General features: G+C 60.3%; 18 protein-coding genes. 3 read left to right on the top strand and 15 right to left on the bottom strand.

All coding sequences use genetic code 11. The features are described from left to right. Window positions 1–262 precede the first annotated feature (262 nt). The gene (locus tag K9L28_05615) at window positions 263–1,753 is read left to right on the top strand and encodes a sodium-dependent transporter (protein ID MCF7935795.1); all 1,491 of its coding nucleotides are present in this window, start codon (window positions 263–265) and stop codon (window positions 1,751–1,753) included. Window positions 1,754–2,060: 307 nt separating this feature from the next. On the opposite strand, the gene K9L28_05610 is transcribed toward K9L28_05615, so the two are convergent. The 5 genes from K9L28_05610 to K9L28_05590 form a co-directional block, all read right to left on the bottom strand. Beyond that, window positions 2,061–2,345: a hypothetical protein gene (locus K9L28_05610; protein MCF7935794.1), complete on the bottom strand. Its 285-nt coding sequence runs from the start codon at window positions 2,343–2,345 to the stop codon at window positions 2,061–2,063. An 80-nt stretch (window positions 2,346–2,425) separates the two neighbouring features. After that, the gene (dut, locus tag K9L28_05605; protein MCF7935793.1) at window positions 2,426–2,992 is read right to left on the bottom strand and encodes a dUTP diphosphatase; all 567 of its coding nucleotides are present in this window, start codon (window positions 2,990–2,992) and stop codon (window positions 2,426–2,428) included. Then, complete coding sequence (locus K9L28_05600; protein MCF7935792.1) at window positions 2,907–5,198, bottom strand: polyribonucleotide nucleotidyltransferase; 2,292 nt, start codon at window positions 5,196–5,198, stop codon at window positions 2,907–2,909. The genes dut and K9L28_05600 overlap by 86 nt, the downstream gene beginning before the upstream one ends. A gap of 120 nt (window positions 5,199–5,318) precedes the next feature. Then, window positions 5,319–5,588 carry a 30S ribosomal protein S15 gene (gene rpsO / locus K9L28_05595; GenBank protein ID MCF7935791.1) on the bottom strand — a complete coding sequence of 90 codons (270 nt, stop codon included), beginning with the start codon at window positions 5,586–5,588 and terminating at the stop codon, window positions 5,319–5,321. A gap of 203 nt (window positions 5,589–5,791) precedes the next feature. Further along, the gene (locus K9L28_05590; protein ID MCF7935790.1) at window positions 5,792–7,180 is read right to left on the bottom strand and encodes a DegQ family serine endoprotease; all 1,389 of its coding nucleotides are present in this window, start codon (window positions 7,178–7,180) and stop codon (window positions 5,792–5,794) included. Window positions 7,181–7,357: 177 nt separating this feature from the next. On the opposite strand from K9L28_05590, the gene K9L28_05585 reads away from it, so the two are divergent. Then, on the top strand, window positions 7,358–8,035 hold the full coding sequence (locus K9L28_05585) for a hypothetical protein (GenBank protein MCF7935789.1): 678 nt from the start codon (window positions 7,358–7,360) through the stop codon (window positions 8,033–8,035). Here the strand turns inward: K9L28_05585 and K9L28_05580 are convergent. The 6 genes from K9L28_05580 to rpmH form a co-directional block, all read right to left on the bottom strand. Then, window positions 8,032–8,808, bottom strand: a complete 777-nt coding sequence (locus tag K9L28_05580) for a prolipoprotein diacylglyceryl transferase (protein MCF7935788.1) — start codon at window positions 8,806–8,808, stop codon at window positions 8,032–8,034. The genes K9L28_05585 and K9L28_05580 overlap by 4 nt on opposite strands. 34 nt (window positions 8,809–8,842) lie before the next feature. Continuing rightward, complete coding sequence (locus K9L28_05575) at window positions 8,843–9,511, bottom strand: Jag N-terminal domain-containing protein (GenBank protein ID MCF7935787.1); 669 nt, start codon at window positions 9,509–9,511, stop codon at window positions 8,843–8,845. Between the two features lie 97 nt (window positions 9,512–9,608). Further along, the gene (locus K9L28_05570; protein ID MCF7935786.1) at window positions 9,609–10,400 is read right to left on the bottom strand and encodes a YidC/Oxa1 family membrane protein insertase; all 792 of its coding nucleotides are present in this window, start codon (window positions 10,398–10,400) and stop codon (window positions 9,609–9,611) included. A 15-nt stretch (window positions 10,401–10,415) separates the two neighbouring features. Further along, window positions 10,416–10,727 carry a membrane protein insertion efficiency factor YidD gene (yidD, locus tag K9L28_05565; GenBank protein MCF7935785.1) on the bottom strand — a complete coding sequence of 104 codons (312 nt, stop codon included), beginning with the start codon at window positions 10,725–10,727 and terminating at the stop codon, window positions 10,416–10,418. Window positions 10,728–10,761: 34 nt separating this feature from the next. Continuing rightward, on the bottom strand, window positions 10,762–11,124 hold the full coding sequence (gene rnpA, locus K9L28_05560; protein ID MCF7935784.1) for a ribonuclease P protein component: 363 nt from the start codon (window positions 11,122–11,124) through the stop codon (window positions 10,762–10,764). 14 nt (window positions 11,125–11,138) lie between these two features. Then, entirely contained in the window at window positions 11,139–11,273 is a 135-nt protein-coding gene (gene rpmH / locus K9L28_05555; GenBank protein MCF7935783.1) for a 50S ribosomal protein L34, read from the bottom strand. 198 nt (window positions 11,274–11,471) lie between these two features. Here rpmH and K9L28_05550 point away from each other — a divergent pair, with 198 nt between their 5' ends. Beyond that, a complete protein-coding gene (locus K9L28_05550; protein MCF7935782.1) occupies window positions 11,472–12,026 on the top strand; it encodes a MerR family transcriptional regulator in 555 nt (184 codons plus the stop codon). A gap of 22 nt (window positions 12,027–12,048) precedes the next feature. On the opposite strand, the gene K9L28_05545 is transcribed toward K9L28_05550, so the two are convergent. From K9L28_05545 to K9L28_05530, 4 genes are all read right to left on the bottom strand, one after another. Continuing rightward, complete coding sequence (locus K9L28_05545; protein MCF7935781.1) at window positions 12,049–13,995, bottom strand: ATP-dependent DNA helicase; 1,947 nt, start codon at window positions 13,993–13,995, stop codon at window positions 12,049–12,051. Continuing rightward, complete coding sequence (locus K9L28_05540) at window positions 13,992–14,939, bottom strand: DUF445 family protein (protein MCF7935780.1); 948 nt, start codon at window positions 14,937–14,939, stop codon at window positions 13,992–13,994. Before K9L28_05540 ends, K9L28_05545 begins: the two co-directional genes overlap by 4 nt. A gap of 147 nt (window positions 14,940–15,086) precedes the next feature. Continuing rightward, the gene (locus K9L28_05535) at window positions 15,087–16,208 is read right to left on the bottom strand and encodes an ATP-NAD kinase family protein (protein MCF7935779.1); all 1,122 of its coding nucleotides are present in this window, start codon (window positions 16,206–16,208) and stop codon (window positions 15,087–15,089) included. A gap of 27 nt (window positions 16,209–16,235) precedes the next feature. Next, window positions 16,236–16,853, bottom strand: a 618-nt coding sequence (locus tag K9L28_05530) for a glycine dehydrogenase subunit 2 (protein ID MCF7935778.1), incomplete at its 5' end; no start/stop codon positions are given.

Below are 16,853 nucleotides of genomic sequence, written 5' to 3'. Positions count from 1 at the left end.
AGGAGAGAACGCGAGCTCCAGAGTGAACCTTTTTTCAGAATAGTCTGTCGTTACAAATCTGGTACATTTCTTCCCAATGCTCTATAATGCCAGTATGTAATACCTCCCCTGAGATGCTTTCCCGAGCACAAGGGAATGGGGGAGGTTTTCTCCAGCAGGGAGGTGGTGCATGCAGAATACAGAATAACGCACATTTTGAGCACGTGTGGTGTGGTGACCGAGCGAACAAGGAACAAAGAGCGAAAGGGAGGGGTTTCCCGAAATGGCTTCGGATCATAGCGGAAACGAACAGTTTGTAAGTCGTTGGGGTCTTATCCTTGCCGCTGTGGGTATGGCGGTTGGTACGGGTAACATCTGGCGCTTCCCCCGGGTTGCAGCATCCCAGGGTGGAGGCGCTTTTATTGTCGCCATGATTATCGGCATCTTTCTCTGGGCCGTCCCGCTGCTCATCGCGGAGTCCGCCTGGGGGAAAGCATCGCGGATGGGTGTTGTCGGCTCGTTTAACCGTTTTGTCGGAAAGAAACACACCTGGTGGGGCGGTGTTGTCGCCTGGATCTCTCTGGGTATCACGTTCTACTACGCTGTGGTGCTCGGCTGGTGTCTCCGGTATCTTGTCTACGCCCTGACTGGCGCGCTGAAAGCGGCGGAAAGCACGGAAGCTCTGTGGACCAGCTTCACCACAACGCCCTACGCCATGGTGCCCTGGCACCTCCTGGCCATGGTGATCTGCACCGCCATCATCATGAAGGGCGTCGCGAAGGGAATCGAGGTCGCCTCGAAGATCTTCATCCCCACGCTCTTCGTGCTGCTCATCGTCCTGGCCATCAAGGCCAATCTGCTGGAAGGCGCCGTCAGCGGGCTGCAGTTCCTCTTCCAGCCACAGTGGGGCGATCTGCTGAACGCCCGGACATGGATCGAGGCCTTCACGCAGGCGGCATGGTCCACCGGCGCCGGCTGGGGTCTGATGCTCACCTACTTCGCCTATACGAAAAAGAGCGAGGACTGTATACTCAACGCCGTGACGGTCTGCTTCGCCGACACATCGGCGGCCATGCTGGCCGGCCTCGTCGTGATCCCCACGGTCTTCGCCATGTCCCCCACACTGGAAGCAGCCAACAAGGTGCTGGCTTCGGGCAACAACGGGATCACCTTCGTGCAGCTCACCAAGCTCTTCAACGCCATGCCGGGCGGCACCTTCATGGCCATCATCTTCTTCTTCGCCCTCTCCGTGGCCGCACTGAGCTCACTCATCGCCATGGTTGAAATGGGGACACGCCTCGTCATCGACGCCGGTATCCCCCGCAAAAAGGCAGCGCTTTACGCCGGCCTTGTCATCACCCTTCTCGGCCTGCCCTCCTCCATCGGCGGCACCGACATCGTGGGCAACCAGGACTGGGTCTGGGGCGTCGGGCTCCTGGCCAGCGGGATCTTCTTCTGGCTGGGCGCCATGAAAAAGGGCGTCAACAAGATCTGGACGGAGGTTCTGGAACCCAGTGCGGACCTCAAGGCTCCCTTCCTCTGGAAGTTGATCTACCTCTTCCCGGTGTGGTTCGTGATCCTCTTCGGCTTCTGGGCCTACCAGTCCATGACCTGGTACCCCGACACCTGGATGAAATGGCTGCCCATCAGCGAGTATCCCTTCACCTTCGGCACCATTGTCTACCAGTGGGCGATCTGCTTTGGGATCATCTTCATACTCAACAGCTGGCTGGCCAAGCATATCCGCTATCAGCCGCTTGAAGCCCACGACTAGGCTGGGAAAGGTACTACACGCTACCAGTGGTCTGAAAAGGGGTTTTCTGTTACTGTCAAGAGCGTGGCAGGAACCAGTTGGAAGGAGGATACTCTATGTGGGTATTTAACATGATTCTCATCCTCGGAATCGTCTTTGGCGGGTTTATCGTCTGCATCATCAAGACCAACCAGGCCGAGGACAAGAAAAAAGCACGTATCGCGCAGGAAAAGGAACAGCAGTCCTAAGCGAAGGCAGCAATGGAATGGCCCCGGGGCGAGTCGCCCCGGGGCCATTGTTGTGTTGTGCCCACGTTGTCCCGGCTTCATCATTCTCTGTGTGTTCTGCTCAGAATCACTCCGTTGACCCTGTCTGCCAGTCGTTGGAATTTCTTATGCTCCTTCTTGAAGAAGGTCGCTCCCGAGAGGCCGCCCCCGAGACCGACTCCGTAGAGGGCAAGGGCCGACTCCCTGTGTGCGTCAGCATAAAAAATGCTGACAAAGAGCAGAGCCAAACCGCAGATAAGGGGAATGAGCCGGTATTTCGTGCAGCCTCCCAGATAGAGACCGAATGCAAAGAGCAACACTGTCAGCGCCATCATGCCCAGCGTCATTGAGTTCGATCCTTTCTTTTTTTCCTCCCTGTTCAGGTATCCCCTGGAACAAGCGAGACCGGCTCTTCAGCCGGAGCGCGTCAGCGCCCCGTGCTGCCGAATCCGCCCGTGCCGCGTGGTGTGCCGGGAAGCTCGTGGGGCACCACAGTCCAGCATACCCTGGCCACCGGGGCCACCACAAGCTGGGCGATACGCTCGCCCCGCTCCAGCGTCACAGACTCGCTTCCAAGGTTCACCAAAATAACCTTTATCTCTCCCCTGTAGTCGGCGTCCACCGTACCGGGGGCATTCAATATGGTGAGGCCCTTCTTGAGTGCCAAACCGCTCCTGGGCCGCACCTGCCCTTCGAATCCCGGAGGGAGAGCGACAGCAAACCCCGTGGGAACGGCCTTCCGTTCCCCGGGGTTCAGTGTGGCGCCTTCGGCGGCACGGATATCCATGCCCGCCGCCAGATCGGTGGCGTAGGCCGGCGGGTCAAGATCCTCAGGCGCATGAGACAGCCGGAGGATCGGTACCGTCAGCCCCCCTTCCGAAGGAAGGGAAGAACCTCCGTCGACGGGGTTACCGTCCACGGTTCCCCCCGCCCCCGCGGCGATCCCGATCGCGGCCTCCCGACTGGGAGCGTCCGCCGCCCTGTCTTTTGTCATCCGTGTTTCTGGGGGGACGCTTCTTTTCCTTGGGGGCCTTTGCGGCAAGCTCTTCGATCTTGACGTCGCGCTCCTGTTCCTGGGCCAGGATGTCGCTGTAACTCTCGCTGTTCTCGGTCACCCTGCTGTCCTGGAGAGCCTTCTTTCGTGTCAGGTTGACCCGTCCAAGGTCGTCGATCTCACGGACCTTCACCAGCACAGTGTCGCCGACGCTGAAAATGTCGTCCACGCTGTTCACATGGTGGGTGCTGATTTCGCTGACGTGCAGGAGCCCCTCTTTCCCGGGGAGCACCTCCACAAAGGCGCCGAAACTGATGAGGCGCTGCACCTTGCCGACAAAGATCTCCCCTGGCTCCACGTCGCGGACCAGGTCGTGGATCATGTCCAGTGCGGCCTGGGCGGCCTCCTGACTGGTGGATGAGACATACACGTGCCCGTCGTCCTCCACGTCCACCTTCGCGCCGCTCTGCTGGACGATATTCCGGATGGTCTTCCCGCCGGGGCCGATGATATCCCGGATCTTTTCCGGATTCACCTTGATGCGTGTGATCCGCGGCGCGTAGGTCGAAAGCGCCTCCTTCGGCGAGGATATGGCCTCGTTCATGGTCTCCAGGATGTGCATCCTGGCTTCACGGGCCTGTCCCAGGGCTTCTTCCAGGATCTCCCGGGTGATGCCCCCCGCCTTGTTGTCCATCTGAAGCGCCGTGATCCCCTTTTCCGTTCCGGCGACCTTGAAATCCATATCCCCATAGTGGTCCTCGAGTCCCTGGATGTCGGTCAGGATGGCTACGCGATCGCCCTCCTTGATCATGCCCATGGCGATGCCGGCGCACTGCGCACTGACGGGAACCCCTGCATCCATCAGGGACATACTGGCGCCGCAGACGGAAGCCATGGAGCTGGAACCGTTGGATTCCAGGATATCCGAGACCACTCTGATCACGTAGGGGAAGGACTCCGAATCAGGCAGAAGCGACTTGATCGCCCGCTCGGCCAGGGCGCCGTGGCCGATCTCGCGCCGGCCCGGGCCGCGCATCGGTTTGACTTCGCCCACCGAATAGGGGGGGAAGTTGTAGTGGAGGGTGAAGCTCTTCGCCTCTTCGTCGTGCTTGAGACCATCGAGAATCTGGTCGTCTTCACCCATCATCCCCAGGGTGGTGACAGCGAGGCTCTGGGTCTCCCCGCGGGTAAAGAGGGCGGATCCGTGGGTCCTGGGCAGAACCCCCGTCTCGCAGGTAAGGTCCCGTACCTGATCCTTGGTTCTTCCGTCGGAACGGAAGCCTTTGTCCAGAATCAGCGCACGCATGGCCTTCTTGACATAGTCCTCTACCGTGGATTCGATATACTTCTCCGCTTCCGGAGCGTTCTCCCGGAAGACCTCCCATACCTTCTGGCCGATGGCGGCTATTGCGTCGCCACGCTCTCCCTTGTCGTGGATCTTCACCGCTTCGACAATGTCTTCGTAGCAGTTCTCCTCAATGTAGGAATCGATCTCTTCGTTCCGTTCGGGAGCAGGGATCTCGAGTTTGGGTTTGCCCATCTCGGCGCGCATCTGCTCCTGCAGGGCGCAGATCTTTTTGATCTCGGCGTGGGCCATCTCGAGCGCGTCCACCATGACATGCTCCGGGATCTCCACGCCGCCTGATTCGACCATAGTGATGCCGTCACTGTGCCCCGCCACGAGGAGGTCCAGTTCGCTCTCTTCCATCTCCGTCTCCGTGGGGTTCAGCACCAGGCCGCCGTTGATGTACCCGATGCGCACAGCGCCAATCGGACCGGCCCAGGGAATCTCCGAGAGCATCAGCGCGAAGGAGGCGCCGTTGATGGCCACCACATTGGGGGGATTCTCCTGATCCACCGAATGCACGGTAGCCACCACATGGACGTCGTGGCGCATGTGCTGGGGGAAGAGGGACCGGATCGACCGGTCGATCATTCGTGCGCTCAGAATGGCCGTATCCGAAGGCTTGCCTTCCCGCTTGATGAAACCGCCCGGGATCTTTCCCGCCGAATAGAATCGTTCCTCGTAATCCACCAGGAGAGGGAAGAAATCCAGCCCCTCCCGAGGCTTCTTGGTGACACAGGTCGTCATCAGGACCACTGTATCCCCGTACGTGCAATGCACCGCGCCGCTGGCCTGCCTGGCCAGTTTCCCTGTTTCGAAGGAGAGTGCTCTCCCGCCTACCTCAACTTCATATCGTTTCATCTGTCCTGTGTCCTCCTGTCCGAATCTTTCCCTTGCTCCCGAAAAGCATAGCATAAACAAAGAAAAGAAAAAACGAGAGCAGTATCCCTGCCCTCGTTTCCAGCGTTCTCCTGATAGTCCCTAGTGCCGGAGCCCGAGACGCTGAATCAGTGTCTTGTAGCGGCCGAAATCGCGCTCCCTGAGATACCGAAGCAGCTTTCTGCGTTTCCCCACCATCTTGAGGAGACCCCGGCGCGAATGATAGTCCTTCTTGTGCTGCTTCATATGCTCCGTCAGCTCACGGATGCGCTCCGTCAGCACGGCCACCTGCACCTCCGTAGAGCCTGTGTCGGCTCCATGGCGTTTGTAATCCTCGATCAGCTGCTGTTTCTTCTCCTTCTCAATCACGATCCATCACCTCATAGAAATAATCCCGACGCCACGGCACGGCTACCCCGTGTCCTAGCATGGGTCGCAGGTAGTGTACCACGCTTCCGGAAGTCCGTGCAAACCTCGTCGTTCGCAGCATGTACCGGGGGGCACTGGGGCTCCCCGGTACATCGCCACCGTTCAATGGTGCGCTACTGTGGACAAAAGAGGTTTCGTCTCTTACTCTATAGCTTCAACGAAACGAAGAATGTCCGCCCTTCTCTGGAGACCAGAAGCACCACCGAATCGTCGACCCTGGACAGGGCGCGCTGCCAGTCGTCGCCATTCTCGACACTGCGGCCGTTGACCTCCAGGATCACGTCGCCCTCCTTCAGGCCGATCTGCCGGGCGGGCGAACGGCTCTCCACCGAGATGACCACCATGCCTTCCTCGACATTGCGGATCTCGTACTTGTCGCTCAGAGCGGACGTCAGCGGCTTGACGGCGATCCCCAGCTTCTTTTCGAGGTCCATCTTCGCCTTGGTTTCCTCTTTCTGGCCGGGAATGGCCTCCAGCTGCACATCCTTCTTCTCGGTGGAGCCCTTCCGGACAATGGTGAGCGACACACGGTCGCCGGCCATATGTTTCCGGATCGCAAACACCAGGTCATCGGGCTTGCTGATCGTTTCATCCTCGACCTTGGTGATCACGTCGCCGCGGTGGATGCCTGCCTTCGCTGCGGGGGAACCGTCGACGACATCACTCACCAGGGCGCCCTCGGTGCCTTCAAGCCCATAGGCGTCGGCGATCTCGTCGGTGATGGGCTGGATGTAGACACCAAGCCAGCCGCGTTTCACCTTGCCGTACTTCATCAGATCGTCCATTACCTGCCTGGCCATGTCAACGGGAATGGCAAAGCCGATCCCCTGGGCATTGGGTACGATGGCCGTGTTGATGCCGACCATATTGCCCTCCATGTCCAGCAGCGGTCCCCCGCTGTTCCCGGGATTGATGGCTGCATCGGTCTGGAGGAATCCCTGGAAGTTGAGATTGCCGGCGTTGATCGTTCTGTTTTTCGCCGAGATCACCCCGACCGTCACGGTGTGCTCCAGGCCGAAGGGATTGCCGATGGCCGCCACCCATTCGCCGACCTGGACGTTCTTCGAGTCGCCCATCTCGATAGTGGGAAGCCCCTGGGCGTCAACCTTGATCACCGCGAGATCGAAGGTGGGATCCTTGCCCACAAGCTCCGCCTTGTATTCCTTGCCGGAGGCGAGGGTGACGCTGATCGTGTCGGCATCGGCCACCACATGGTTGTTGGTGAGGATGTACCCGTCCTGGGTTACAATACTGCCGGACCCCTTCCCGCGCATGGGCACCATCTTGGAGAACTCCTTGTACTGCTCCCCAAAGAAGCGCCGGAAAAAGGGATCATCCCCAAAGGGAAAGGGACTCCGCCGCACCATGGTCTTGGTATCGATATTCACCACAGCGGGTGAGGCCTTCTCCGCTATCTTGACCACAGGATTACCGGTGAAGGGATCGGCGGCATTCCCCGCGGTGGTCACTGCGGCAACCATCAAGAGCGCAACGGCAAGCACCATACCACAACGAGCAAAGAGTTTGTTCTGCATGTCCTAGCACCTCCATTCAACGCATAGTGTACGAGACATGCGGGCGCACCTGTATCCCGCTTTTTACGTATTTTGAGCAATTGGTTCCTTTCAGTTTGGAAAAATAGTAAAACCACTTAAATCTAATCCCAATTTTTGCGGATGTACCTCGTTGCATTCCACTGGAGAGGAGAACCTATGAGGCAAAAGGCTATCCCCGCACGGGAGCTGTACGAGATCCTGCTCCGCCACTACGGGCCACAGCACTGGTGGCCCGCCGCTCACCCCGACGAGATGGCTGTCGGCGCGATCCTCACCCAGAACACCTCATGGAAGAATGTAGAGAAAGCCCTCTCCGCGCTGCGTGCCGGGGAGCTCACGACACTCCAGAGGGTTGCCTGTCTTCCCCGGGAAACCCTGGCCTCGCTGATCCGTCCCTGCGGCTACTACAACCAGAAGTCGGCGAATCTCGTCGCCTTCGCCCGGAATGTGCGCTCCGATTTCGGGTCGCTGGAAGCGCTCTTCGCCCAGGGGATGCAGGCGAGCCGCCGGTGGCTGCTGGCACAACGGGGGATCGGTCCGGAGACCGCAGACAGCATCCTCTGCTACGGTGCCGGGTATCCCGCGCTGGTGGTCGACAGCTATACCGTCCGGCTTGGGTACAGACTGGGGTGGTGGCGGGAGCAAACCGTAGGGAAGAGGTACGGCACATTTCAGGAAACCCTGCTGTCGCAGTTACCGGCGAGGGGGGAACAGCTGGGGGAATTCCACGCACTCATCGTCACGCACGGCAAAGAGCGCTGTTCCAAGCGCACCCCCGCCTGCAGCGGATGCCCGCTGGATCCCTGGTGCCTCCGGGAACGCAGAAGCGGTTAGGCCCGACCTGCGCTACGCCCCCGTTTGTAGAGACTCGCAAAGAGCCAGAGGAGGCCGACAGCCAGCGAGATACTGCCGAAGACCTTGCCGGAGGAGAGGGCAAGATCGTAGTATTCGGCCCGAAAGTGGTCGATGATCAATCTGTTGCAGCCATAGCCCGCCATAAAAAGCGGCCAGAGGATCGCCTGGCCCGTTGGATTCCCCCGATACCACCGGGACCGCTCAAGCAAGAGGAGGAGCAGAAGCAGCACACCGGCTCCGGCGGAATAGAACAGCTGGGTGGGGAGCCGCAGCAGCCCCTGGGGATCAAAGGGGAAGTGGACACCGAGAATGGAGGTTGTGGGCACACCGTAGCAACAGCCGTTGAAAAAACAGCCCCAGCGGCCGACCATGACCGTTGCCGCTGCAGGCAGACTGGCCGCTTCGGCAAAGGCGGAGACACCCCGTCCCAGTCGTTTGATCCGCCAGATTGCGGCGAACCCGGCACCGAAGAAGGCAGGCACCGCTCCCAGGCCACCCTCCCAGACGTACAGCATCTTCCAGGGCTCTGCGGAGAAATACTCCCAATGGTCCCAGACACCGCCGGCGCGTGCGCCGATGTAGAGACCCAGAAGCCCCCAGAGCAGGACACTGGAGGCCTCTTCCATAGTGTACCCATAGGACAGCACCGCCCTCCGACGGGTCCACAGAACCGCCAGCGAGAGCGCCGCTGTCCACAGAATATAGTAGGTATGTACGGGAATGGAGCCGATAGTAAAGATTACGGGATGCATAGAACAGGCTGTTTCCTCAGTGAACGCACCTTCTTTACCGTCTCCTGCGGGAGCGAGAGCCGGCCGGGCCGTTGTTCTTTTTTGGCCACACCACGACACGCCTCTCGGAACCCTCTCCGGAGGAACGGGTTTCGATGTCCGTTCTCTCCCTGAGCGCAAGATGGACCACACGGCGCTCCCAGCTGGTCATGGGCTCCAGGGAGGCCGGTCGGCGTCGACCGACGGCCCGCTCGGCGGCACTCTCGGCGAGCTGTTCCAGCTTGGCTGTCCGGCATTCCCGGTAGCCTTCGCACTCCAGCCGCACCCAGGGACCGGGCTCTCTGTTCCGCAGCATGATGTTGAGTAGATATTCGAGGGAACGAAGGCCCTCACCGTACTCCTGCAGCAGCGGCTCCGTATCTTCCCCGGTAAGGGTGAGCGTTCTCCCTTCACTGTACTGGGGAACCACATGGATCAGGCCCATATGCTCCAGGAATTCGCCGAGGAGCGTCTTCGCCTTCCGGACATGTGGTTCGGCCACCGGAACCGCCTGATAGGTGTTCTTCCCTCCCAGAATGCCGAGAAACTTCCTGCCTTCTTCCAGGAGCTCAATATTCATCTCTCCAGGGGCGAGACCGGTCTGGCGCAGTGCCGCGGCAAGCGCCTCTTCCTCATTGGAGGCTTCGACAACGACACTCTCATCTTCGTACCCGTATTCCGGCATGCAGCTACCTCCTTACTCACAAGAAGGACACGTTCAAACGAGCGCAGTCGTCCCCATGGGCCCGTTCAAAGCACAAGGCGATGAAGCAGGGTATCCGCTATTCCTCGCTCGTTTTGACAGGCTTTTCCTTGTGGAGCGTCGGCTTGTTTTCTTCCATCATCTCCTCCTGGGTCTTCCGTTTGATCCACCACTGCTGCGCGACCCCCATAAAGGATGATACTCCCCAATAGAGCAGGACACCACCGGGCAAACCGAGGCAGATAAACACAAGGAAGAGCGGCATAAACCAGTTCATGAAGGCCATCTGAGGATTGGCGGTGGCGCTCATCTGCTGCTGGTACCAGGTCAGGAACCCGATAACGATGATGAGAACCACATTCCCGCCGTAGAGGTTGAACTGCAGCAATCCCAGCGGATTGGCCGCGACCCCCGACAGGACGGCACCGAAACCGATGGTCTCGCCGGCAAGGCCCACCGCGTGCCCCACGGCGGTGTAGACCGATTTGTCCAGATTCACCCCAAGCAGGGCCGCGCCCTGCAGATCGAGGTTGATGAGCACCCGGAACAGGAGAATCAGAATGGGCAGCTGCACGAGAAGGGGAAGGCAACCCGCCGCAGGGTTCACCTTGTTCTCCCGGTACAGCGACATCATCTCCTTGTTCATCTTCTCCTTATCGTTCTTGTACTTCTCCTGAAGCATCTTGATACGGGGCTGGAGTTTCTGCATCTTCTGCATACTGACCATCTGCTTATGCGTCAAGGGATGCAAAAGAATCCGCACACAGATGGTCAAAAGAATTATTGCAACACCATAGGAACCCGAAAAATTCTTAAAAAACTCCAATACAGCCAGCAGAAAATCGCTACCGGCATTCCACAACGCAACCATTGATTGTCACCATCCTCAAGTTATTGGCCTTCTATCGTCTCTGTTGCAACGCACTGACTCGCATGAACTATGGAGGACACGCCAAAAAGAAAAGGACTCCGGGACCGGATCAACCCCTCCGGGATGCCATGGACCGCATCGAAGAAGTCGTCCTACACCGAGGAGCCCTCCCCTCAATACACCAAATCGTTCGATGGCTTCAAGGGTATACACTGAGCAGGATGGGAAAAAACGGCAGTGCTTCCCGAGTAAGGGGGAAAGACACAACTGGTATGCTCGTATACAGCATGTGGCCGTTTTCACCGGCAGGGAACGGGACTCAGGCATGCCACTTCCCTCTTTGGATCGGATTCCACCGGGGTCATCCTTCTTCCCGGCATGGCGTGAGCAGCGCCTCTTTCTGCAGGAGCAACCCTACCTCATGTTCGATCTCGCTGCTTTTCCTCCGTAATCCCGAGCGCCGCAGAGACAGAACAATCCAATAGCCCTGCATCGTCCGGGGCAGCAGATGTCGGGCCGTTTCTCTCAGCATCCGCTTCCCCCGGCTCCTCCACACGGCCTTGCCAACTCGTTTCCCCACTACGGTTCCGTACCTGGTCGTGTCATCCGGCGATCTCACGTACAGAATGCGAACCTGTCCACCGCGGAGGACCGAACCGTGCCGAAAGACGTAGTCAAACTGCCAGCCTTTTTTCAACCGCGCCGAGCCGGGGAAGCGGTACAATCCCTCCGAAGGCACTAGACAGCGAGCTTGGAACGGCCCCTGCGTCTCCTGTTCCGGAGGATCCGTCTGCCGCTTGCGCTTCTGGAGCGGGCAAGAAAGCCCATCTTCCGCTTGCGTGGCGTTTTGTGTGGTTGGTACGTCCGTTTCATCGTTTTCCCCCCTGTATATCAACGCTTCGATTCATCTGCCGGAAAACAGCCAGGATACTATAGCATACCCCCTCAGGCGCTTCAAGCAGCCTGAGCCGGGTTGTCTTGGTTCATACTTTCAAATAGTGTACCATAGGTAGGCAAGTGCCAGGGGTATCCGACAGAGGATGCTCATCCAACCAGGGAGGGATTTTGGTCATGTCAGGCTGGACAATGAAAGAAGCCGCCAAAACGCTTGGGACCTCCGATTCCACCGTTCGCAGGTGGGCTCGGGAATGGCAGGAATTTGTCGAAGAGTGGCAGGAAGAAGGCACCTTGATGCTCACTGACGCCTCCATCGACGTGCTGCGGGAAATCAAGCGCCTCCGCGCTTCGCAGACGTCCAAAGAGGAGATCCGCCGGCAACTCCGGGAACGCTTCACCAGCGTGGTCACCTTTGATCAGCAGACACAGCATGTTCAGGCCCGACCGATGCAGAACGAGTCACCCGCCCTCTATGAAGCGATGCAGGCACAGGTGACAAGCGTCAACCGCCTGGCCGACTCCATGGACGACTTTGCACGCAGGCTGGACAAGCTCCAGGACCAGCAGGAGACGATCCGCAATCTCCAGGCCCGCATCGCCCTTCTCGAGGAGGAACGCAACCACACCCGACGATTGCCTCTTCCGACATGGATCGACCGGATACGCTCGATCTTCCGCCAGACCAGAATTCTGCCGGAGTGTGCCAAAACCAAAAAGCACGAGGAGTGATACGCCCACGGTACGGCAGGACCTACCACTCCGCTCCATCTTTCCTGGAGTTGCGGACCTTGACCCGGCGTACGGGAACCCGGGGGAGGCTCTCCAGGATCTTCCAGTCTCTGCGCTCTGCGGCCCTGTCATCCAGCAGCAGCACCCTTCCCGTGTCGGTGGAGCTTCTGATGAGTCGCCCCACCGCCTGTTTCAGCAGGAGCTTCGCCTGCGGAAGCGTGACGTTGCGGAATGCGCCTCTTCCTTCCAGCGTATTCCGGGCTTCCACGGTCGGTTCGCCGGGATGGGAGAAGGGAATCCTGTCGATGATCACCTGATTGCAGCACACCCCGGGCACGTCGACACCTTCCCGGAAGGACACGGTCCCGACCAGGACAGACTGCTCTTCGGCCCGGAAGCGCTCCAGCAATCTGCTGCGGGGTTCCTGGCCCTGGATCAGGATGCTGTAGGGGAACCCCGCGCCGAGCAGTTCCTCCCCTACGGCATTCATCAGCCTGTAGGAACCGAGCAGAACAAGGGTGCGCCCTTCGTTCTTCCTGACAAAATACTCGACCACCGTCGCTACGCGGCGGTCGTAGTCCCTGTCTCCCGTTCGTACCCCAAGGTAGAGTACCCACAGGGCCATCTGCTCTTCCAGCGGGAAAGGCGAGTCCAGAACCAGTTCCCTGTCGGGCCGGAGGCCGGTCTCCCGGGACCAGTAAGACATCGAACCGTTGACGGCCATGGTCGCCGAAGCGGCCACGATCGCCTGCGATGGGTGGGCCGTCATGGCTTCGGGAATCTCCTCGCCGGGCGTGACGGGAGCGCTGTTCAGCCGCTGTCCGTCCCACCAGTAGGCCCATTCGGGATAGGCCTTCACCTCGAGGCACCACCTGAGATTGCGGCAGAACAGCCCGGCCTCCTGTCGCCAGATCGCCAGCGGGAGCAGGCTGTCGGGGTTCTCCTCGTCCATCTCCTCCTCCAGGAAGGAGAGCATGGAACGCAGCTCCTCCACCGGTCGGGCGATCTGCTCCGCCTGGTTGAGATAGCGCTCACTGCTCTCCCTGAAGGTTCGTTCCGCTCCCGCGAGAAAGCCCAGCTCTCCAAAGAGCCGCTCCGAGCGGCTCTGGGCATCGGAGAGCCCGTCTCTGATCTCCTCCATCGAAAGGCCCCGCGCCTCCAGCAGCTCCCGTGCCGACGAAAAGGGGGAGGCCTTGAACAGCTGTGTCGCATCCTCGGCGGAGACAGCCACCTTGGAAGCAGAGCGTTCCGCCTCGCCGATACGGTGGGCCTCATCGCAGATCAGTACGTCGCAGGGGATGGGGAAGGTACCCCCCGTCACAGCGATATGGGAGAAAAAGAGATGGTAGTTGGCCACCACAACCTGGGCGGACTGCGCCTTCCTCAGCGCCGCCTGCACAAAGCATTGGCGCCGCAGGGGACAGCGGTTGCCGAGGCAGCCCTGTGAAACCGCCGCGATGCGGGCGTACACGGGATGACCGGACGGAAAGGGGAGCTCCTCGAGGTCGCCTGTTTCCGTCTCCTCCATCCACTGCAGAACCGTGCGGGCCGCAGCGCCCCCATCGCCCCGTAAAGAGAGAAGCCCTCCCTCCTTCAGTTCCTCGGCCCGGCGCAGACAGAGATACCGGCCCCGTCCCTTGAGCAGCGCCGTCTCCAGGTCCAGCTCCAGTACACTGTTCAGCGTGGGGATATCCTTCTGCACAAGCTGCTCCTGCAGGGTGATGGTAGCCGTGAGAAAGAGGATCCGCCCCTGGTGTTCGGATGCCCAGAGCATGGCCGGCGCCAGTAAGGCGAAGCTCTTGCCGACCCCCGTGGGAGCCTCCGCGGCAAGCAGCTCGCATCCCTCGGAGCCGTGCAGCAGGTCCCACACCTCCTCGGCGAAGCGCTGCTGCTGCCGCCGGTATTCAAAGCCGCTGAAATACCGGCTCAGTACGCCGGTCTGCCCGAAGATCTTCTCCATAGCGGTCACGAGAACCCTCCAAGCAGCTGCTGGGCCATCCACAGGGCAAACCCCACCAGGGCCCCCAGCACCCCGCCCCACAGCTCGATCCAGCTCAGATAGCGGCCGGAAAGAACCTCCAGGTAGGCTTCCAGTTTTCCGGTGGAGAATCCGCTGAGCGAGCGCTTGGCCGTCTCGCCCAGATCAATCCGGTGCAGCAGTCTGAACACCACCCGTTCAAAACGGTCCTGCAGAAGGGGGATCAGGTCATCCTCCTGCAGCGTTGTGGAGCTCATGATCTGGGCAAGCTGTTTCTGGGCCTCCCGGACCCCCTCTTCGCTCCGCACGTAGCTGCACCAGCGCTCCCTGGCCGCCTCCGAAAAGAGCTGGGCGATCTCGTCGGGGTCCACCAGGTTCATCCGGTCTGCAAGGGAAAAGAGCACCCTCCGTTCCATGATCTCACGCACCTTCTCGCGCACCACCCGCCGGAACTCCTCGCCGGCAAGGTACTCCTCCACAGGTCTGCCCAGGGCCCGGATCATGATCCGCAGATTCTCGCGCCGGAGAAGAAAAAAGCGAAGCTCCTTGCGTACCAGGGGATAGAGATCGGCAAAGAGCGCTTCTTCCTGGAGGGTGGCGTGGAGCGCCTCGGGGGTGAGCAGGCGTTCACGCACCTCCCGGCTCAGCGTATCGAGGATCTCCTCCCTGTTGTTGACGATCACCCCGCTTCCCGGAAGGGTGCAGCGGTATCTCCCCACCCCCACGGAGATACGGTGGAAGATCATCTTGACGGCGAGGACATTGGTCAGCAGCCCGATGGATGCGGAACCGGCGATGAACCAGAGGAGACGGCCCCAGGAGAACCCGAGGTAGTCGCACCAGAGGCCCGTGGCCACACACCCTGCAAGCAGGTAGAAGGCCACCCATTTGATCCAGTCTATACGTTCCCGTGGTGTGCGAAGCGGTAGATTCATAACAGGACTCCCAGCTGCCGAAGGTTCGGTGCGGCAGAGCACGGCACCTATCTGCAGCTGGGAGTATAACAAAAACGGCACGTTTTTCTATCACCTATTCGGGAATCCGGGGAGAGACGCGCCGGTGAGCGTGCTCCCCCGAGGGGACTACCCGGGGCTCACCGGGTACATCGTGGTCTCCCGATAGCCCGTTATCACCCTGATGTATCCGGAGAGCGCTTCATCCAGCGACCGCTCTCCCGTATCGACAAGCAGCGGTCTCCCCGCCAGAGCGTGCAGCTTTCCAGGTGTGGCGACCACCAGTATGTTCCTTTTGGTCACGCGGCGGAGTACGGCCGGGCTCAGCTGCTGGTTCCCCCGTCCGAAGAGGTAGCCCTGGCCGCCTACGGGGGTAACGATCAGCGACGCGCCCTCTCCTTCCAGGATCGAGAGGATCCCCTGCTCATTCAGATCGCTGCCGACCAGTCCTTCGGAGCGGACGGCATCCACACCGAGAAGGGTGTCGGAAAGCCCCAGCTGCCTCATGATCGCCCGGGGCGTCGTGCCGGAACCGACCAGGTAGAGCCGTTCCCGCTCCAGCTCCTCTGTCACGAAGGAGGCGATCTGCGCCTGTGAACCCTCCTCGGAGGGACTGCTCCCGGCCTTCAGTCCCTGTACGAAACGCCGTTCGTAGGGGACCCGCAGATAGCCATAGAGCCTGGCTCGCACCTCCCCTTTCCGGAAGGCCTCCTCGTCGATATCCATCACTTCCAGAGACCGGAGGGCGATGCGTTTTTCCGCAAACCGCCCCGCCAGTTCCCCGGCACGCTCCGGGGTGGTGGCAAAGACTGCGGAGTGGATCTTGACACCCGAGGGAATCCCCAGAACCGGTAGGCTCAGCCCCAGGGCTTCGTAGATATCGCGGGCGGTGCCGTCCCCCCCGGCAAAGAGGAGCAGATCCACACCGCGCTCTTCCATGGCCCTTGCCGCCGCCAGCGTGTCCTCACGGGTGGTTTCGGATCCCGAAGAGGGGCCGCAGACCTCGCAGGGGAGATCACACTGGCGGGCTTCCTCCTCACCCATGAGCCCGGGAGCCGTACACAGATGGATCTCAGCGCCCCCGTCGGCAAGGGCCTGCAGTGTACGCCGGGCCTTCGCGGGGGCCTCCGGATCGGCTCCGAGCGCGCGGGCCCGCTGCAGCACCGTCGCACCGTCGGTGCCTTTCAGTCCCACGCGTCCACCCATACCGGCCACCGGATTGACGATCAGGCCCACTGTCACCGCTGCCATCGGATTTCCGCCTTTCTCCCGATTCGTCTAGGTCCTGGGCTCGAAATAGTCCCGGAACTTCTTCATGTAGACCCGCCAGGTAACCGCCCACTTCTCCGGTTCATCCAGATAGTCATGGTCCACATGGTGGATGGTGCTCTTGTGTGGCGCATGCTTGAGGAGATCCGGGTCGTCGTGGGCCTCCTGAACGATCTGTCTGGTGATGGCGATGAATTCGTCCAGTTCGTCCCTGGAGTAGGATTCGGTGGGTTCGATGGTGAAGGGTTCCGGGATCAGCCAGGGTTCGTGGCTGGTCCAGTAGTGCACCCCGTAGTCGAACATCCGGTTCTGCACATCCTCGGTGGTGACACCGGTCTCCTCGCAGAGCTTCTCCCAGCCGTAGCGGACCTGCTCCATCCGGAGCTCCCCTTCGGCGTAGGGTGCCTCCGCCCCGGGAATGGCGGTGATCGCCTTGAACATATAGTTGTTGTTCAGCGTGGCGATCCGGGCTACCTCCTTGAGTCCTTCCGCCCCGAGGGCCCGTATCCACGCATAGGCCTTGAGCTGGACGGGAAGGGCGCCGTAGAAGTCCTTGTCAGCGCCAATGCACTCCGGACGGTCGTAATCCAGGTAGTACCGCTCTTTCTGTACATCCATGTCCACCAG

The sequence above is a fragment of the Synergistales bacterium genome (genome assembly GCA_021736445.1).
Classification (GTDB): Bacteria; Synergistota; Synergistia; order Synergistales; family Aminiphilaceae; genus JAIPGA01.
This window is presented reverse-complemented; position numbering and strand designations above follow the sequence as displayed.